The sequence below is a fragment of the Aliidiomarina soli genome, from assembly GCF_003986975.1.
Taxonomy (GTDB): Bacteria; Pseudomonadota; Gammaproteobacteria; order Enterobacterales; family Alteromonadaceae; genus Aliidiomarina; species Aliidiomarina soli.
In genome coordinates this window covers 536,069-554,928 of record NZ_PIPO01000001.1, presented here as the reverse complement: position 1 = coordinate 554,928, position 18,860 = coordinate 536,069, and the positions used below count along the sequence as shown (strand labels likewise).

General features: G+C 52.5%; 15 protein-coding genes. 3 read left to right on the top strand and 12 right to left on the bottom strand.

Features of this window, described 5'->3' with window-relative positions; genetic code table 11:
* The first annotated feature begins 90 nt into the window (after nt 1-90).
* A complete protein-coding gene (pyk, locus tag CWE14_RS02745) occupies nt 91-1,524 on the top strand; it encodes a pyruvate kinase (RefSeq protein ID WP_126797966.1) in 1,434 nt (477 codons plus the stop codon).
* On the opposite strand, the gene CWE14_RS02740 is transcribed toward pyk, so the two are convergent.
* From CWE14_RS02740 to CWE14_RS02730, 3 genes are read right to left on the bottom strand one after another with little or no spacing between them, the layout of a single operon-like run.
* Complete coding sequence (locus CWE14_RS02740) at nt 1,521-2,399, bottom strand: DUF6279 family lipoprotein (RefSeq protein WP_126797965.1); 879 nt, start codon at nt 2,397-2,399, stop codon at nt 1,521-1,523. The genes pyk and CWE14_RS02740 overlap by 4 nt on opposite strands.
* A 29-nt stretch (nt 2,400-2,428) precedes the next feature.
* The gene (locus CWE14_RS02735; RefSeq protein ID WP_126788000.1) at nt 2,429-3,256 is read right to left on the bottom strand and encodes a LytR/AlgR family response regulator transcription factor; all 828 of its coding nucleotides are present in this window, start codon (nt 3,254-3,256) and stop codon (nt 2,429-2,431) included.
* A gap of 4 nt (nt 3,257-3,260) precedes the next feature.
* Complete coding sequence (locus CWE14_RS02730; protein ID WP_126797964.1) at nt 3,261-4,328, bottom strand: sensor histidine kinase; 1,068 nt, start codon at nt 4,326-4,328, stop codon at nt 3,261-3,263.
* Between the two features lie 140 nt (nt 4,329-4,468).
* On the opposite strand from CWE14_RS02730, the gene CWE14_RS02725 reads away from it, so the two are divergent.
* The gene (locus CWE14_RS02725) at nt 4,469-6,259 is read left to right on the top strand and encodes a M61 family metallopeptidase (protein ID WP_126797963.1); all 1,791 of its coding nucleotides are present in this window, start codon (nt 4,469-4,471) and stop codon (nt 6,257-6,259) included.
* On the opposite strand, the gene CWE14_RS02720 is transcribed toward CWE14_RS02725, so the two are convergent.
* Genes CWE14_RS02720 through CWE14_RS02710 form a run of 3 tightly spaced genes read right to left on the bottom strand, consistent with a single transcriptional unit; the run spans nt 6,242 to nt 8,648 of the window.
* Nucleotides 6,242-7,087 carry a M23 family metallopeptidase gene (locus CWE14_RS02720; protein WP_126797962.1) on the bottom strand — a complete coding sequence of 282 codons (846 nt, stop codon included), beginning with the start codon at nt 7,085-7,087 and terminating at the stop codon, nt 6,242-6,244. The genes CWE14_RS02725 and CWE14_RS02720 overlap by 18 nt on opposite strands.
* On the bottom strand, nt 7,080-7,961 hold the full coding sequence (locus tag CWE14_RS02715) for a 6-carboxytetrahydropterin synthase (RefSeq protein WP_126797961.1): 882 nt from the start codon (nt 7,959-7,961) through the stop codon (nt 7,080-7,082). The genes CWE14_RS02720 and CWE14_RS02715 overlap by 8 nt, the downstream gene beginning before the upstream one ends.
* 54 nt (nt 7,962-8,015) lie before the next feature.
* The gene (locus tag CWE14_RS02710) at nt 8,016-8,648 is read right to left on the bottom strand and encodes a LysE family translocator (RefSeq protein ID WP_241972299.1); all 633 of its coding nucleotides are present in this window, start codon (nt 8,646-8,648) and stop codon (nt 8,016-8,018) included.
* A gap of 69 nt (nt 8,649-8,717) precedes the next feature.
* Between CWE14_RS02710 and CWE14_RS02705 the strand changes: the two genes are divergently transcribed.
* Nucleotides 8,718-9,596, top strand: a complete 879-nt coding sequence (locus tag CWE14_RS02705; protein ID WP_126797960.1) for a LysR family transcriptional regulator — start codon at nt 8,718-8,720, stop codon at nt 9,594-9,596.
* On the opposite strand, the gene CWE14_RS02700 is transcribed toward CWE14_RS02705, so the two are convergent.
* The 6 genes from CWE14_RS02700 to CWE14_RS02675 all read right to left on the bottom strand — a co-directional run bounded on the left by CWE14_RS02700 (nt 9,586) and on the right by CWE14_RS02675 (nt 18,760).
* The gene (locus CWE14_RS02700; RefSeq protein WP_126797959.1) at nt 9,586-12,288 is read right to left on the bottom strand and encodes a cation-translocating P-type ATPase; all 2,703 of its coding nucleotides are present in this window, start codon (nt 12,286-12,288) and stop codon (nt 9,586-9,588) included. The two genes, CWE14_RS02705 and CWE14_RS02700, sit on opposite strands and share 11 nt — an antisense overlap.
* Nucleotides 12,289-12,335: 47 nt before the next feature.
* Nucleotides 12,336-13,613, bottom strand: a complete 1,278-nt coding sequence (locus CWE14_RS02695) for an acetyl-CoA hydrolase/transferase family protein (RefSeq protein WP_126797958.1) — start codon at nt 13,611-13,613, stop codon at nt 12,336-12,338.
* Nucleotides 13,614-13,704: 91 nt separating this feature from the next.
* Nucleotides 13,705-15,249, bottom strand: a complete 1,545-nt coding sequence (locus tag CWE14_RS02690; RefSeq protein ID WP_126797957.1) for a phospholipase D family protein — start codon at nt 15,247-15,249, stop codon at nt 13,705-13,707.
* Between the two features lie 109 nt (nt 15,250-15,358).
* On the bottom strand, nt 15,359-16,732 hold the full coding sequence (locus CWE14_RS02685) for an MBL fold metallo-hydrolase RNA specificity domain-containing protein (RefSeq protein ID WP_126797956.1): 1,374 nt from the start codon (nt 16,730-16,732) through the stop codon (nt 15,359-15,361).
* 10 nt (nt 16,733-16,742) lie between these two features.
* Nucleotides 16,743-17,912: a vWA domain-containing protein gene (locus CWE14_RS02680; RefSeq protein WP_126797955.1), complete on the bottom strand. Its 1,170-nt coding sequence runs from the start codon at nt 17,910-17,912 to the stop codon at nt 16,743-16,745.
* Nucleotides 17,912-18,760 (bottom strand): AAA family ATPase, encoded by an 849-nt coding sequence (locus CWE14_RS02675; RefSeq protein ID WP_126788018.1) that lies wholly within the window; start codon nt 18,758-18,760, stop codon nt 17,912-17,914. The genes CWE14_RS02680 and CWE14_RS02675 overlap by 1 nt, the downstream gene beginning before the upstream one ends.
* Nucleotides 18,761-18,860: the final 100 nt, after the last annotated feature.

Genomic DNA, 18,860 nt, shown 5'->3' with positions numbered 1-18,860 from the left:
CGTAATGTCATACCTGTAGAGTCTGGCTTTATGGTAGCATTAACCCCATGCCTAGCAAGAATCATCTCGTCAGGACTCAAGGAGCACCGCATGTTAAGACGTACAAAAATAGTTACTACCCTAGGCCCTGCCACCGACAATCCGGATGTGCTTTCCAGGCTTATTGCTGCAGGCGCTAATACGGTACGCTTAAACTTTTCCCACGGCACCGCGGAAGACCATGTGAAACGGGCCGCTATGGTTCGTGAACAAGCCGCGAAACATGGTCGTCATGTTGCTATCTTAGGTGATCTGCAAGGTCCAAAAATACGTGTGGCCCGCTTCAGTGAAGGCTCCGTAGAGCTGCAGCAGGGTCAGACCTTCGTTCTTGACGCCAGTCTGGATAAAGACGCCGGTGATTCGAATCAGGTAGGCCTTGATTACGCTGACTTACCCCAGGATGTAAATACCGGCGATGTGTTACTGCTCGACGATGGTCGGCTGCGCTTGCAGGTCGATTCAGTGAGTGGCAGCCAGGTCATTACCAGCGTTCTGGTCGGCGGTACCCTAAGCAACAATAAAGGGATTAACCGTTTAGGCGGTGGCCTGTCAGCGGCCGCACTGACTGATAAAGATTTACGTGACATCCAGACTGCCGCTGATATCAATGTTGATTTTCTCGCGGTCTCTTTTCCCCGCTCCAGTGACGATATAAACCGCGCCCGTGCCCTGCTTCGGGAAGCAGGTGGTAAAGGCGGTATTTGCGCCAAGATTGAACGTGCTGAAGCGGTCGCCACCGAAGCGGCACTGGATGATATTATCCATGCCTCTGACGTGGTCATGGTTGCGCGTGGCGATCTCGGTGTTGAAATTGGCGATGCGCAACTGGTCGGTAAACAAAAACAGATTATTCAACGTTCGCGGGCACTCAACAAAGTCGTCATTACTGCCACCCAGATGATGGAGTCGATGATCGATAATTCGATGCCAACACGGGCCGAAGTCATGGACGTAGCCAACGCCGTGCTTGACGGTACAGATGCAGTCATGCTCTCTGCGGAAACCGCAGCAGGCAAGTTCCCGGTTGAAACCGTACTGGCCATGGCAGACATCTGTAAGGGCGCCGAAACTCACCCCAGCGTCACCATGTCCTATCACCGCGCGGATGAAACCTTCACCTCGATTGCGGAATCAACCGCGATGTCGGCGATGTACGCTGCAAACCACCTCAGTGGCGTCAGTGCGATTATTGCGCTGACAGAATCTGGGCATACCGCCAAGTTGATGTCACGGATCAGCACCGCACTACCGATTTTCGCCCTCACCCGTCACCACAGCACGCTGGCAAAAACGGCGCTGTACCGTGGGGTTTATCCGGTCTATTTCGATACTCGTGAGTCAGCACTGGATACGCTGATTGCGGATGCAATGGCCGTGGTGGAATCGCGTGGGCATTTACAGAAAGGCGACTATGTGATTATTACCTACGGTGATTTAATGGGTACCATCGGATCCAGTAACACCGTTAAAATCATGCAGGTTTAAAAGGTCATTGTTGCTATATCGAGGTCGCGGCTGCGCAACATACTGCGTAAGTCGCGGCGCAACTCTTGCAACTCTGCCGCAAAATGCAGACGTTGATCGTCGGTTAGCAGGCCATGCAGGGTCATTAAGTGCTCTTGACTGACTTCTTTCGCTGCGCTCGCCTGGGTTATCAACATATCGCTGCGCAGGTTCTCCGGTTCTAAGAAAAGCCCGTCCAGCTGCTCACTGAAAAGATCCGAGTGATTGCGCTGTTCAAGGGCTGAGGCAAACTGTTCAGCCCATTCCAGCCGATACTCAATCCACAGCATATTGCTGTCATCGATGCTGTCAGCCCACTCATCAAACAACGCCTGCTGCTCCTCGGTGACTGCTCCCAGCCAACGCTGAGCCTGTTGCTGAAACATATCCCGACGTTCTGCAACACGCTCATCGGCGGTTGAGTCCTGATACTCATCGAGACGTTGCTGAATTGAATCGGCCACACTCTGAATGAGCTCGTCCACCTGAGCATCACTTAAGTCAGGCAATAGACGCAATGCCGCTGGCAACGCCCCTGAACGCACCTGAAACCAGAAGTCCGCTGCTAAATCGCTATACTGGCGCACCGCCTCAGGGTCGAGAGTGGCCTCTGTGATATCCGCTTCCAGGGTTTCAAGTGTCAGGTGATAACGTGGTATCTGCGTCTCTGCGTGCCATTGTAAAAAGGCTTCAACCTCGTCGCTTAATGCCTCACGCTGCTCGCGTTGCAGGCTCACGTAATCGCGCGCCTGCCAGACAATATACGTATCCGCAAAACGGTAAGCAAAACTTCGCGAACAGGCACCCAGCCCAACAATAATCAGCGCTACGATAATCAGTTTAAGTAATCTTTGCATAGGCTTCACAGGCAAAAAGGGCCGCTGTTCTAGCGGCCCAAAATTAATTGTTTGATTTTGTCTTTATAACTACGACTAACCTTTAACTCTTCACCATTATGTAAAATAAGATGGTACTCCCCATTTTGCCTGCTACAGAGTTTCTGTACCTGGTTCAGGTTAACAATAGCGGAGCGGTGAATGCGCTGAAAACTTTTCGGGTTCAGCTCTTTTTCCAGCTCTTTCATGGTGCGGCGAAGAATATGGGTTTCATTGTCAGCATGGATACACATGTAATCGCCTGCGGCGTCTACCCATTCAATCGCGCTGATAGCGACCCGGGTAATCTCACCACTTTCCTTAATCGCAATATGCTCGGGATAGTCATCTACCCGCAACGACTCGCCATCCGCCAGCCGCCGTAGAATATCTTCGCCGTCTTCGCCGGTCATTTCTGCGACAAGGTCAACCAGCTTGTGCTGCTGTTCTTTTTCCGACACGTTGACCATAGCCAGCTCAATACGCTCAAGCGCTGCCGCTAAACGCTCTTCATCGACTGGCTTGAGCAAATAATCCAGCGCCCGCACATCGAACGCTCGAATTGCATACTGGTCATAGGCGGTAACAAACACAATCAATGGCATCTGGCTCATTGACTGACTAAGCGCCCGTAATACTTCAAAGCCGTTTAAACCAGGCATCTGAATATCCAGAAAGACCAGATCAGGCGCCGTCTCGGTGATACGTGTCACCGCATCACGGCCATTACTGCATTCAGCGACCACTTCAACCTGCTCGAACTGATCAAGACGCACCAGTAAACCGCGTCGTGCCAAAGGCTCATCATCCACTACAACTGTTCGAATTTTCTTACTCATGTCTTCACACAACTTGCCACGGAATCCGAATCTCAACAATGCAACCTGTTGGATCATTTGCAAACAGATTAAAGGAGTACTGCTTTCCGTACAAGGCCTTTAATCGTTCAGCGGTATTGCTCAGTCCGACGCCCCCGCCTTTATTGCTCCGCTTCGGTATCTCATGCACCGCGACCGGCCCGTTGTCTTTAACTTCGATAACCAGAGTCTCCACCTCAACCCGGGCATTAATCTCGATGGTGCCCTGCTCTTCCAGCCGCGCAATGGCGTACTTTATAGAATTTTCGATAAGTGGCTGCAAAAACATACTGGGAACCAGAGCACGCGCTGCATCTTCGGTTATGGCGGTGAATACCTGCAGTCGTTCTTCGAAACGGACTTTCTCAATATCCAGATACAGCATCAGGACCTCAACTTCGCGCGCTAAGGTGATCCGTTTAATGGGTTCGTTATCCAGCGAAAAACGCAGGAAGTCACTGAGCCGTGACATCATTTTATTGGCGGCCTTGTTCTCTTCGACCAGGATCAGGGTGGAAATAGCATTCAGGGTATTGAACAGAAAGTGTGGATTCAACTGGTAACGCAGCATTTTCAGCTGTGACTGATGCGCCATCGACGCGGCCGTGAGTGCTTTTTGCTTTTCATCCTGGAGCATCTGGTAGTATTTAATAACGAAATACAGCCCGCTCCAGCTAAGAATGATATACCACTTAGCGATGGTGTAATTGAAGTAGAACAAGGGGTTGATCGGACGATAGCCGAAACGGTAGATCTCCCAGTTGGTGGCGTTGTCGATAACCGCCCACAGTGCGGCAGTGACGAAAGATGCCACCAGCACCACAAAGAAAAGCCACGCCGGACGTCGGTTCCAGATGCGCCGATAGAGGTAACGTAACGGAATTGTCAGCAAAAAACCGGCATAGGCGCCCAACGCGACAATTACCATGTAAATGTCACGCATCTCCTGGGTAAAAGAGCCAAGGTACTGAATCAGTCCGTAGCCGATCCAGCCAGTTAGCTGCAATACCCAGAAAAATTTATTGCGGTCGTCGAAAAGTTGTCGCCAGTTCAAGATGTGTTACTGCACCAATACAAAATTTTAACAAAGTATACAGAAATCAGCGTAAAGCTCCGACCCTCTTTATCTCGCGATTGTCGCGCTTGGTCGCATTCGTTACACTGACTAGCTTAAACGGACGATCAGGAGAACCCATGTCGGCTTGCGCATTGCACTATCATATCAAAGCAGCGGACTGCTCGGGACACTATTTCGACGTGTGTCTGCGCATAGAAAACCCCGACCCGGAAGGGCAAACGCTACGTCTTCCTGCCTGGCTACCCGGCAGTTATATGATCCGTGATTTTGCTAAACATGTGGTTGAGTTCAGTGCCAACCATAACAACCAGATCCTGCACTATCATCGGGTCGACAAGCAGACCTGGTTGCTGCAGGCAAGTGACGGTCCGATTGAGGTACGTTACCGGGTCTACGCCAATGACTTATCCGTGCGTACGGCTTTCCTTGATGACACCTTTGGTTTTTACAACCATAGTGCCCTTTGCCTCGAGGTTGTTGGGCAGAGTCGGCAACCTTGCGAAGTCGATATAGAGCTGCCTCAGGGATATGACAATTGGTATCTGGCAACAGGGATGCCGCGACTGCGTGGGGATGCCTTCGGTAATGGTCGTTTCCGTGCTGACGATTACCAACAGCTGATTGATTTTCCGGTGCTGATGGGCGAGTTAACGCTGGATGACTTCATCGTCCATGGTACCCGTCACCGAATCGCTATTGCGGGCCGCCACTTCGCCGATATGGACAGAATCAGCGCTGATCTTGCGAATATCTGCGAGAACCAGCTTGATATGTTTGAAGGCGCGGCGCCGTTCGACGATTATACCTTTCTGGTCATGGTCACCGGGCAAGGCTTTGGCGGGCTTGAACACCGCAATTCCACCGCTCTGCTGTGCAGCCGTAAAGACCTGATCCATCCACAGCAGGCTGGAATGACGGATAGCTATCGCACCTTCCTCAGCCTCTGCTCCCATGAGTACTTTCATTCGTGGAATATAAAACGTTTACGCCCACGCGAATTTATTCCCTTTCACCTCGACAAAGAGCAGTACACAGAGCAACTTTGGTTCTACGAAGGGGTGACCAGTTATTACGACGACTACATGGTTCACAGGGCTGGTTTAAGCAGCCCCCAGCAGTATCTGGATACCTTGGCGACAACCCTCACCCGTGCGCTGATGGGCAAGGGTTCACAGCGGCAGACGCTGACCGAGTCCAGTCAGCTCGCCTGGACCACCTTCTACCAGCAAAACGAGAACGCGCCGAACGCAATTGTCAGTTATTACAGCAAAGGCGCCATTGTTGCGCTTTGCGCCGATCTGTTGATTCGAAAGCAAAGCAATCATAGCTTTACCCTCGACGACGTGATGCGCCAACTGTGGCTGGAGTATGGCAAAGACGAGCGCGGCACCACCATGGACAGCCTGATTGACTGCCTCATTGATGCCGGCGGAGCCGAAATGCGCAGTCTGTTGCAGCGTGCCCTGCACACTACGCATCCGCTGCCGCTCAAAGAACTGCTTAGTTTTGTTGGTGTTGAGGCGCAGACTTTGGCCCTTGAAAGCGACAACGGCCCCTTTGGCAAAGCGCCCCGGGTTGAATTCCAGGTTAGCTTAGGGGCTCGTTTTACGGCGCGCGACCACGGGCTTGAGTTAGTTCAGGTCTATGAAGGTGGCAGTGCCTATGAGGCTGGCCTTAGCGCCGGTGACCTGCTGATTGCGATTGATAATCTGCAAATTAATGCAACCAATCAACTGGAGTTTTTCAGCCGCTATCAGGCCGGAGACAAGGTAGTGGTGCATGCATTTCGGCGTGACGAACTGAAGCAACGTGAGTTGCAGTGGCAGGCACCAGAGCGCATCAACTGGGTGTTAACCCTGGCTGACCCGGCAAAGGCCAGCCCCTGGTTATCAATCCCGCGGGGGTAACAAAAGCTGGGGATCGACTCGTGTTGATTCCCAGTTCATGCGCCAGTCAAGATGAGGCCCTGTCGCGCGCCCTGTGGCACCTATTTCAGCAATAGGATCGCCTTGTTGCAGATAATCGCCGACATCAACGTAAATACGATGCAGGTGCAAAAAGCTCGAAAATACCCCATGGCCGTGGTCAACAATCAAGGTGCCGCCGGACATCAGCATATCCGGGTGGGCCAATACCACGATACCACCTATCGGCGCATACACAGGGGTGCCGGTAGGTGCGGCAATATCGATGCCCCAGTGCGGTGCCCGTGGCTCGCCATTAAGAATACGTTGCGAACCGTACACACCACTAATACGCCCTTCTGCCGGCCAGGCGTACGGGCCGGTAAAATACGTCATCTTGCTACGAACCTGACGGGCCTGCGCAACCTGCTGATTTTCAGCCCGAATTCGCTCCTGAGCCGCAGGATCCGGAGTTACTGTCTGTTGCGGTAACCCTTCTATTCGTTGAATATTAAATTCACGTGACGCCACATCCAGTGTCGAGCTATGTTCACTCCCCTCTGCATCCGTTACTGTGAGCGTTTGTTCAGCATCCGCTTCGCGTGGCAAACCAAAAACAAAATAGCCATACTCACCGACCGTTAGTTCTTCGCCGTTCAGGCGCACCTTAAAGCCCGGCTCGGTTTTACCGACAACCAGCGCCCCCTGGGTCAACTGCCCTTGCAACTGAACATAGTCGTTGAGGCGATGCTCGCTCACGTGCTCGTCCGCCTGCACCGAGCCAAGCCCGGCGAGTAGTAGTATTCCCGGTAAACCGTACCATTTACGCATAGCCAATAGCTCCTTTGCCAACACCTTCATAAGCGATGACCTTAACGTCCGCCTCAGGTTCCGCCATTTTAATCGTCGCCGCCAGGTAGTTAGAAATGCATTCAACGGTTGAATCGGTATCAATTACCGTATTCTCAGTTCGTGGCACAGCCAGCTCAAATAGCCCCTGATCAGCTTGATAACTATAGCAGACGTGATCGTTGCCCACGCTCTCGCGGCCATACTCAGACAGCTGCATCGAGTTCGGCATCACCACATCCTCGACGGAGCCAACATAGATATCCTGCCACTTACGTGCCCATTGTTGCTCCAGTCGCGGGGTACGCATGCCATTCAAATAGACCTGAATCGCTGAGCGGTGGCCGTGGGCAATTCGTTGGCAGTTGCCGTCATGTTTCTTCAGGCCATGGGTGTAGTGATAATAAAATCCGTTGATTTGTTCAGCTCGCAATGTCAATTGCAGACCTTCAACGTTAGTTGGCAGCTGACGCTTGATTACCCCATGCAGATAGGCTTTAACGGTGTCCATTGTCACTTCATCGGCATCGACAAAGGCATAAGCGTCCGCAGGACAGAATAAATGAATGGAGCCATTATCCGGGCGCATGAAATCGACCCAGTAACCACTTTCATCCTGGTTGCGGCTGACTTTGGTAAAGGGATGTTCAGCGGGAACTGCCAGCTTATGGTCGACGGAGTCGTCAATAATCGCTTTAATTTGCTTCTTAACGCGGCCGAAATCCAGCACCATCGACTGGTCATTCAACGACCCGTCTAAAGTGATATCGACGATCCAGCTTTCGCCGACTATACCCCGCTGGGGACAAAGGTAAGAAAAGTCGATAACAGTCAGATCATTTACAAATAATTGCATGCCGATGGCGGTCCTTGATTCGCGTTACTACAAAGGCGTTAGTATAACGGAAGTTCAACTCTGCCACCATTGCCACAGCAAGTGCGCTGCAAGTAACCACAGAAACGCCCCCATTACCCGATCAAACCAATAGCCCTTCGCCAACAATAAGCGACGCATCCAGTCATTGCCGAGCATCAACGCCAACAAACAAAACCAGGCCATGGTAGCCAACGCCATATACAGACCATAGCCCGCTTTCACCAGCATTGGCGTCTGTGGCGCTATCAGGGTGGTGAATAGTGCCAGAAAAAACAACGTCGCTTTAGGGTTCAGTGCATTGGTGATAAAGCCCAGTACAAACGCCTTGCCTGCACTCAGTCGATCCGCTTGCTCGATATCAATAGTCTGAGTCATCGCTGGCGCCCGCATCGCGTTCCAGCCGAGCCAGATAAAGTAGCCACTGGCTGCCAGCAGGAGGGCTTGGTAAAGCCAGGGGGTGCGATGGATGACCAGCGCCACACCGAGCAGCGAGTAGGCAATATGAACCAGAATGCCGGTCCCCACACCGATAGCAATAATGCAGCCAAGCCGGATCCCATAACGCACCGCGTAACGACTGACGACGGCGAAGTCCGGACCCGGGCTCATCACGGCCAGTAAGTGCGCAACGGCTATGGTGGTAAACTCGAAAAGATACTCAGACAACGGCTTGTGTCCCCTTAATTAGCCAGCTAAAATTAACTGTAATTCATACCAGAATGAGAAAAACTCACAATGAAACGCGCCTCACTCAATGCTCTGCGTGTCCTTGCCGCTGTCGCCGAAACCCGCAGTTTTAAAGGTGCCGCCGACAAACTCGGGGTCACTCAATCGGCCGTGAGCCGACAAATTCAGACGCTCGAAGAGCAACTCGGCCTGCGTTTAGTACAACGCGATAACCGGATGCACGCATTAACCGACGCCGGCAGTCTGCTCGCCCCGGAGTTGCAGCGCATTTTTTCGCAACTCGACGAGCTTATCAATACCTTAACCCAAAGCAAAGCGGCTGATATCCGTACCTTGCGTCTGGCAGTGCATGAAAATTGCCTGCAATGGTTTCTCGCCCCCTGGCTGGATGACTTCCACTCGCTATACCCTCATCTCAAACTGCAAATTCAGCAGGCGGATGAATACCTCAGCGAAGCATCCGCCGACTACTGGCGTAACGCGCTGGAACGCAATGAAGTGGATGTGGTGCTGAGTTGTGGCCAGATGCGCGGCAAAGGCGTGGTGATGACCCCGGTGCAGGAGTTTCACTGGCAACTCCACGGCGACGCTAAAGGCCCCCTGTTTTCGGTCATCGGCAGTGGCGACTTAAGCAACCTGACCCAACAGCAGCGTAAAGCCGGCACCACGCTGACCTATCGCGGTGTGCAGGAAGTGGCAAACACCGGCATGGCACTGACCCTGGCGCAGTTGCAACATGGTCAGCTGCTGATGCCCAGCCATTATTCCCAGCCACGTCAGGGGCAGCGTCTCGCGGTCGATTTACCCGCACAGGAACTGACTGTGGATGCACCGGGCATGTTGCAAACCTTTCATGCGCGACATAAAGAAAATGAACTGGCGGTGGTCGCATTTACCAACTGGCTGCGCCATGTGGTCACGGTTTAAAGCGTCGTTGCAGCCATTTTTCCAGCTCAAGAATAGCGAACAGAATAATGCCGACCGCAACGCATAGCAGACCATGCTGCATGCTTAAAGGTTCGCTGGCAAACAGTGTTTGTAACCAGGGGCTATAAGTAAACAAAAGTTGCAGCACAAATACTGCCATCACCGCCAGCAGAACAGGTGGCGTACCTTTCAGATCGGGTATTGAGAACGACGCGCGGCGCAGGTAACGCACACTAAACAGGTACCAGACTTCCATCGCCACCAGCGTATTGACCGCCATCGTGCGGGCGTACTCATCGCTATAACCTTGCCATTGCGCCCATTCAAACACCGCAAAAATGCCTGCGGTAAAAAGTACCGATACCAACCCAATACGCCAGATAATAAACCCCGATAACCAGGGTTCAGTGGGCGCACGCGGAGGACGACGCATGACGTCGTCCTCACTGGCCTCAAACGCCAGCGCCAGAGCCAGCGCGATTGAGCTCACCATATTCACCCAGAGGATCTGCAACGGCATAATCGGCAGGGTTAGCCCTATCAGCAGCGCCAGAATAATAGCCAGCGACTCACCGCCGTTGACCGGGAGCAAAAAGGTGATCGCTTTCTTCAGATTATCGTAAACTGTGCGTCCTTCGTGGACGGCTTTAACAATGGTGGCGAAATTATCATCTGTCAGCACCATCTCACTCGCTTCACGAGCCGCCGCGGTACCGCCCTTGCCCATTGCAATCCCGATATCGGCCCGTTTCAAAGCAGGCGCGTCGTTCACCCCGTCCCCGGTCATGGCCACTGCCCTGTTCCCGGCCTGCAGCAACGTCACCAGGCGCAGCTTATGCGCCGGCGTGGTACGTGCGAATATGTCCGTGTCCTGCAAAGCCTGTGACAGCGCTTCATCGTCCATCTGGTCAATTTCACTGCCGGTCAACGCATTATGCGGGTGTTTCAGGTGCAGCATGCGACCAATGGCTGCAGCGGTCTGTACATGATCGCCGGTGATCATTTTCACCGCAATGCCAGCCTGATGGCACTCTTCAATCGCGCTAATAGCTTCATCACGCGGCGGGTCCATGATCGCAACCAGGGCAACCAGCTGCAAATCACTGGCGATACTCTCGTGGCTTAGCGTCGCGTCTGCTGCGAAAGGTTTACAGGCCAGCGCCAGTACCCGGTTGCCCTGCCCGGCCAAAGCATCAATATGCGCATGCCAGGTATCGATCTCAAACGGCGCTGCGCTGTTATAGAGACTACTGCAACGCTGCAAAATGGCTTCCGGTGCGCCCTTCACCAAGGCCAGTGCAACGCCACTGTCAGCTGAATCATGCGCGGTATCACGATGCAGAGTTGCCATGTATTTATAGCCACTATCGAACGGGATCTCGTCGCTACGCGGCCATTGCTGACGAATGCTTTTTGTATCCAGGCCAGCTTTGCCCGCCAACGCAAGCAAAGCACCTTCCATTGGGTCCCCGCGCACCTGAAAGCCGTTTTCATCCTCCACCAGATGAGCTTCATTGCAGAGTAAGGCGATCTCAAAAATTCGTTGTTCTGCACGAACCCCACTGTCGCCCTGAATATCCCCATGCGGCGCATAGCCTACACCGCTTACCTCAAATCGGCCCTGGGGTGACACCAGTGCGGTCGCGGTCATCTCGTTGCGGGTCAGGGTGCCGGTTTTGTCTGAGCATATAATCGACACCGCACCAATGGTTTCGACAGCAGGCAAGCGCCTGATAATGGCATGCCGGGACGCCATCCTGGTCACGCCTATGGCCAGCGCCACGGTCAGAATGGTTGGTAATCCTTCCGGGATAGCTGCAACCACCAGACTCACCACCGCCATAAACATATAACTGGCGTCGTTACCACGCAGCATACCCAGCGCAAATACCAGCACTCCAACCAGCAAAATAGCCATGGTCAGGTAGCGGGCAAACTGGGCCATCTGGCGCAATAGCGGTGTAGTGAGCTGTTCGACACTGGCGAGCATTTGATTGACATGACCGAGTTCGGTATTGGCCCCGGTAGCAACCACGATGCCCTGCCCCTGGCCCTGGGTAACCAGAGTGCCAGCGAACGCCATGTTGCTGCGCTCGGCCAACGGCATAGTGTGGTCTAATGTGCTGCTGTGTTTCTCTACCGCAACCGACTCTCCCGTTAACGCCGCCTCCTGCAGCGCCAGATTGTTGACCTTGACCAGACGCACATCCGCCGCGACCTTGTCGCCCGCCTCAAGCAACAACAGGTCGCCGGGTACCAACTGAGTGCTTTCAATCTGCTGCTTGTGCCCCTGGCGAATAACCTGACTGTATTCTGCCAGCATCCCTTGAATGGCTTGTAACGCCTTTTCCGCTTTACCTTCCTGAAAAAAACCGATCAACACGTTGACCATCACCACAGCCAGAATGACCATGACTTCGAGCCACTCAGCTAAAACAGCAGCCAGGGCCGCCGCGACCAGCAGCACCACAATGAGGAGGTTATTCAGTTGCTTAAGTAAGCGTTTCCAGGCCGGGTCACGCTTTTTATCTGGCAAGCGGTTGTCACCATACTGCTCTCTCAGTTGGCCAGCTTGGGCGTCCGTGAGCCCGTGTTTATGATCGGTAGCAAAGGCTTTGCTTACCTGATCGATGGTCGTCTGGTACCAGGCCGTTTGTGCCCGCTGTGCTGAATCCGAATCCTTGTTCGCCATCTACCCATTTCCTATTAGCTGAACGTTAGTGGGTTACGCCAGTAACATCATAGCGAAAGTCCCCAGTCCTGCCAGAACGCCTGTTCCAGTGTCTCGCGAAAGTTCGGGTGTGCGATCTCAATTAATGCCTTTGCACGCTCTTTAATACTGCGCGCGCGTAAATTCGCAATCCCGTATTCAGTGACAATATAGTGCACATGTGCGCGTGTGGTAACGACGCCGGCGCCAGGCGACAACATGCTACTAATTCTGGACACCTGGCCGCCTTTGGCGGTCGAGGGCAATGCAATAATGGCTTTGCCGCCTTCGGCAAGTGCCGCGCCACGGACAAAGTCCATTTGACCACCCACGCCGGAGTAAATTGAGGTTCCCATCGAATCGGCACAAACCTGGCCACTTAAGTCCACCTGCAATGCACTGTTAATCGAAACCACTTGCGGGTTTTTGCGAATAACACTGGTATCGTTGGTGTACTCAACATCAAGGAAAGCCACATCCGGATTGTCGTCGACAAAGTCATACAAGGCCTGAGTCCCCATTGCAAAGGTGGTGACTATGCGGCCTCGATGCTTGCGCTTATTGCTATTGTTAATCACCCCGGACTGCACCAGCGGCAGCACACCGTCTGAAAACATCTCGGTATGAATGCCGAGATTCTGATGTTGCTGCAGGCAACTCAGGGTTGCATCTGGAATCGCGCCAATGCCAAGTTGCAGACAGTCACCATCGTCGATCAGGCTGGCCACATTGGCACCAATTTGGCGGGTAATCTCATTTTGTCGGGCCGGCCGGTGTTCGTGCAAGGGCGCCTGATACTCAAAGGTACGGTCAAAATCACTCAGGTGCACAAAGGAATCACCGTGCGTTCGCGGCATTGACGGATTGATCCAGGCAATCTTACGTTTCGCGACCTGTAACGCAGCACGGGTTGCTTCGACTGAAATACCCAGACTACAGAACCCATGTTTGTCAGGTGGAGAAACCTGGCATAAAACCGTATCAACAGGTTGTTCGCCACTGCGCATCAGTTTGGGAATTTCAGACAGGAAAATTGGTACGTAGTCAGCCAGCCCCGACGCCACCGCCTGGCGGGTCGACCCACCGACAAAGAAAGCACGCTGACGCAGGTGCCCCTGCAACGCGGGGTCTGCTAACCTTTCACTACCCTCGGTATGCAGTTGTAGCAAGGTCAAATCACGCCGTTGCAACGCAATATCTGCCAGCCCGTGCAACAACAAATAAGGCGTGGCCGCCATCGAATGACACCAAATAATGTCATTGTCCTGAATAAGCTCCAAAGCCTGTTGCACTGAGTTTGCCTGCATACTGATCTCCCTGATAAACCACTGGTTGCCTGAAAACTACCGCAAGCCTAGCACAGTCGTTGAGGGCTTCAGGCTGACCCACATCAAAGCTTTATAGCAACCAGTCAATTGGCAGCCAGGAAAAAAAACGCACCGACGCGCGTTGCAACAACGTGCTATCGGGTTCTGTATCATGCCGTTGGTGGTGCCCCGGGTTACGTTCCAGCCAGTACATACGACCCGATGGCGCGAGACGAAGCTCGTAGGCGTTAAAAGGTACTTCACTGGCAAAAATATCAGCAGTCTGCTGAGCCAGCGTCTCGCTTTCAATAACAAAGCCAAGTTCAGTATTCAGCGCGGCGGAACGGGGGTCAAAGTTAAACGAGCCAATAAATACCCGCTCCCCGTCAATGGCGAAGGTTTTCGCATGTAAACTGGACGCAGAGCTGGCAAAACGAGGTATATCAGGATTGCCATTGTCAGGTTCAACCACACTGGGGCGCATTTCATAAATACGGATGCCTGATTGCAGCAAACGTTGACGCCATTTAGCGTATCCGGAGTGCACAATCGCGACATCGGTGGCGGCAAATGAGTTGGTCAGAATATGGATCTCAACCCCACGAGCGGCCATTTCCTCAAGGGTTTCAACCCCCGTTAGGGTTGGTACGAAGTATGGTGAAACCAGATAAATACTCGCTTCGGGTTTGCCCATAATGTCGCGTAAGGCATAGGTCAACAGCTGGTCTTCGTCGACTGTACCCAGGGCTTTTCGCGGATCATCGCTGACCATTCGGGTCTGTGCCCATTCCAGCGGCACCTCGCCATCCAGCATTTGATTAAAAAGCTCACGATCCTGAATGCTTTGCATAAACAGCGTAGCGGCTTCTTCATTTTCAAATAACGTCGCAATAGTGCTCGCTTTCTGCGCAGAGGAGACCGGTGACGTCAGCAGTTCCAGAGGGTAAGCCGACTGACTGTTCCAGAACCCATCAAAATCGGTGGAAACGTCGGTTACGACTTCACCGATTGCCAGCGCATCGAGGTCAGCAAAAAGGACTCCGTCGGCGCCGCTGAAATAGTCATCGCCGACGTTACGACCACCGATAATAGTGACCTGGTTATCAGCAGTGAATGATTTGTTGTGCATGCGCCGGTTGGCCCGCGCAAAGTCGGTAATAAAGCCTAAACTACGAGGGCCACGGATAGCGAACGGGTTGAATAAACGGACTTCAATACTGGCATGCTGGTTGAGTGCAACCAGCTTGTCTTCAATTGGCCCGCTATTCAGATCATCAATTAACAGTCGTACCCGAACACCACGCTGTGCGGCATCATACAGAGACTGCATTAACAGCTGACCGGTCTTGTCATTGCGCCAGATGTAGTACTGCACATCCAGGCTGCGCTCTGCGGCGCTTGCCAGTAATAGCCGGGCCGCAAAGGCGTCCTGCGCCTGCGGTAGGGTTAAAATGCCACTTTGCTGCGGATGCGCGGCAACCTCATCCGCTATCGACTGCCCGATGGCAGTACTCTGCGTAACCGACACCGGGTAAGCAAAACTATCACTACGATCATCAAGCGCTGGCAGACTTGAGCATGCTATAAGCACTATCAGGGTAACCACCCCAAGCCCTAGCCAGCGAATTGGTCTCATTATTTGTTGCGCTCTTTTTCGCCCTTAATAACTGTCGCAATCAGAAACCATGCAAGCAGGGCAATAAACACCACTGGAAAAGCAACTAACATAAATACGCCCATACTAATTAAATCCTCAAAATACTCATGTGATCCGGAATGTCGACATCAAAACTGGTGGTTTGGGACAAATAATCGCGCATGGCTTCCAGCGCATCAGGTTCACCATGAACCAATTGAATATTGGTTCCGGGACGAAGCTTGGATTGCTGCAGCCATTGCCCGATCTCCTGGTAATCGGCATGGCCGGAGAGTCCCTCAAGATTACGAATGGATGCCCGAACTTCTATCCACTCGCCATGCAATTTAATTCGCTCAGTGCCGTTGATCATTTTAGCACCTCGCGTACCTCCTGCCTGATACCCGGCAAACAATACGGTGCTGCGATGATCAGCCAGCCAATGTTTAAAGTGGTGCAAAATACGTCCGCCGGTGGCCATGCCACTACCCGCAATAATAATATGCGGGCCTGTCTGCTTGCCAATCGCCTTGGACTCATCAACGCTGTGCGTATAGGTCACCACATCTTCGGCATGGCTGCATTGAGCACCCGTTAAACGAAGATGTTCATGGTAGTCACCATACATATCCGATACCCGTATTGCCATTGGGCTGTCGAGGAAAATAGGCAAACGCGGGATCTTATTTTCATCCATCAAGGTGACCAGCATGTGCTGCAGCAATTGAGCACGACCGACGGCGAAGCTTGGAATCATCAGCACCCCACCCGCTTTGGCCGTTTCGTTAACCACGTCAGCCAGCTCAGCAAAGGGGTCATACTCTGCGTGTTTACGGTCACCGTAGGTCGACTCCAACAACAGGCAATCAACCTCTGGCAGTGGTTCCGGTGGGTACATCATAATATCATTGGGTCGTCCGACATCGCCGGAGAAGCCAACCCGCTTACCGCCATGCGATGCAATGACGCTGGCTGCTCCCAGAATATGCCCGGCCGACTGCAATTCAAACTCGATGTCGCCAATGCTAAAGCGCTGTTTGAAATCAACCGGCTGCAATAACTTCAGCGCCTTCTTCGCGGTGTCTTCGTCATACAACGGTTCTGGGTCTTCGTGACGGCTTAGCTTATGTTTTTTCAGATACTTAGCGTCTTCTTCCTGAATCCGTCCGCTGTCTGGCCAGAGCACTGAACAAAGCGCTGCCGTGGCGGAATGGGTCCATACCTGCCCCCGGTAACCATGCTTATACAACACCGGGAGATAACCAGAATGATCAAGGTGGGCATGGGTCAGGACCACCCCATCTACATGGTTGATCCCTAAAGGTAAGGGTTGCCGGTTGCGTCGGCGCAACCATTTATAGCCCTGAAACAGACCACAATCGACCAGCACCCTGGTAGTTTTTGTTTCCAGTAAAAAACGCGAACCGGTAACGGTTTCTGTGCCGCCTAAAAACGTAATACGTAAGTCATGCTGATCTGCCATGCCGATAGTCCTATTGTAGTTCGTCAATTGCTGCGGAAATGCCGTCCAAGGTTAACCCGTACATGCGACCCTCCATAATGTGCTGGATCAACTCAATGGACTGGTAATACGGCCATCGTGCAGCGTCCTGAGGGTTTAACCAGACAGCTTTCGGGTAGACATCCAGCAAACGACGTAACCAGACTTCACCCGACTCTTCGTTCCAGTGCTCAACGCTACCACCCGGGTATGCAATTTCATACGGCCCCATGGTCGCGTCGCCAATAATCAACACCTTATAATCACTGCCGTAGGTATGCAAAACGTCGTTCAATGGTATTTGCTGATTAAAGCGACGTTTGTTGTCTTTCCATACCCCTTCATAAATGCAGTTATGAAAATAAAAGAACTCAAGATGTTTAAACTCACTGCGAGCAGCGCTAAATAACTGTTCGCATTCATAAATATAGTCATCCATCGAGCCGCCAACATCAAAAAACAGCAACACTTTCACTGCATTATGACGTTCAGCCTGCCATTGCAGATCTAACAGACCACCCTGGCGCGAGGTTGCGCGAACCGTGTTCTCTAAATCAAGCTCGTTGGCAGCACCGCTGCGCGCGAAGCGCCGTAACTTGCGCAGAGCCAGCTTCATGGTGCGGTTGTTCAACGCCGCTTCGTCATCGAGATCACGAAACTCCCGCTTGTCCCATACTTTTACCGCACGCCGGGCATTGGAACCTTCCTGACCAATACGGATCCCTTCCGGATGATACCCATAGGCGCCAAATGGCGAACTACCACCAGTTCCAATCCATTTGTTTCCTCCGGCATGGCGCTTCTGTTGCTCGTCCAGTCGTTCACGAAACTTATCCAGTAACGACTGCAAATCGCCCTCGCCTTCAAGCGCGGCTTTGTCTGCCTCACTAAGCTGGCGCTGCATAGTGCGTTGCAACCACTCGTCGGGTATGGCACTGGCCAGATCGACTTCATGTACACCCTCAAAATACTCAGCAAAAGCGCGATCAAAGCGATCATAATGCCGCTCGTCCTTCACCATCACCAGTCGTGACAGGGTATAAAAGGCTTCAATATCGGCAAACACCAGTTGCTGGTCCAGCGCATTCAACAGGTCGAGCAGCTCAGTTAAGCTGGCCGGCAGACCGTGTTTACGCAGACATAAAAAGAATCCAACCAGCATTAGCGCCCCTGACGGCGGCTCATGAACGCCAGCTTTTCAACCAGTTCAATGTCCTGCTCGTTTTTCAACAAGGCGCCAAACATCGGCATCAGTCCGCCTTGTTTCTGTTCTGCCTGTAAGGCTGGCGCATCGATTTGCTCAGCCAGCAACAGCTTAAGCCAGTCCAATAACTCAGAGGTCGACGGCTTTTTCTTCAGGTTTGGCATTTGTCGTACATCGAAGAAAATATCCAGCGCTGTACTCAATAAGTTTTTCTGAATATCAGGGAAATGAACTCCCACGATTGAACGCAATGTCGCTTCATCAGGGAAACGAATATAGTGGAAGAAACAGCGGCGCAAAAATGCATCCGGCAGTTCTTTTTCGTTATTTGAGGTGATAATAACAATGGGCCGTTGCTCGGCACTGACCTGCTCACCGGTTTCATACACATGAAACGACATCTGGTCGAGCTCGTGCAGCAAGTCATTGGGGAATTCAATATCCGCTTTATCGATTTCATCGATCAGAAGCACCGGCCGCTGCGCGGCGGTAAACGCCTGCCATAGTTTACCCGGGCGAATGTAATTGGCGATGTCATGCACTTTGTCGCTGCCCAGCTGGCTGTCACGCAAACGCGACACCGCATCATATTCATAGAGGCCTTGCTGAGCTTTCGTAGTCGACTTAATCTGCCACTGCAGCAGCGGGGTATCCAGCGCTGCTGCCAGTTCTTCTGCAAGCCGGGTCTTACCGGTACCAGGCTCACCTTTTAATAATAATGGTTTTTCCAGCGTTACGGCCGCGTTTACAGCCAGCGCCAGTTCATCAGAAACAATGTAATTATCGGTACTGCTGAAGGATGTCACATAACCACCTGTCTAACTAAATTGGGCACCCATCATACCCACCTCACTACGTTACCCCAAGTACAAAAAACACCGGTGCTAACGCAGCCGGTGTTTTTCG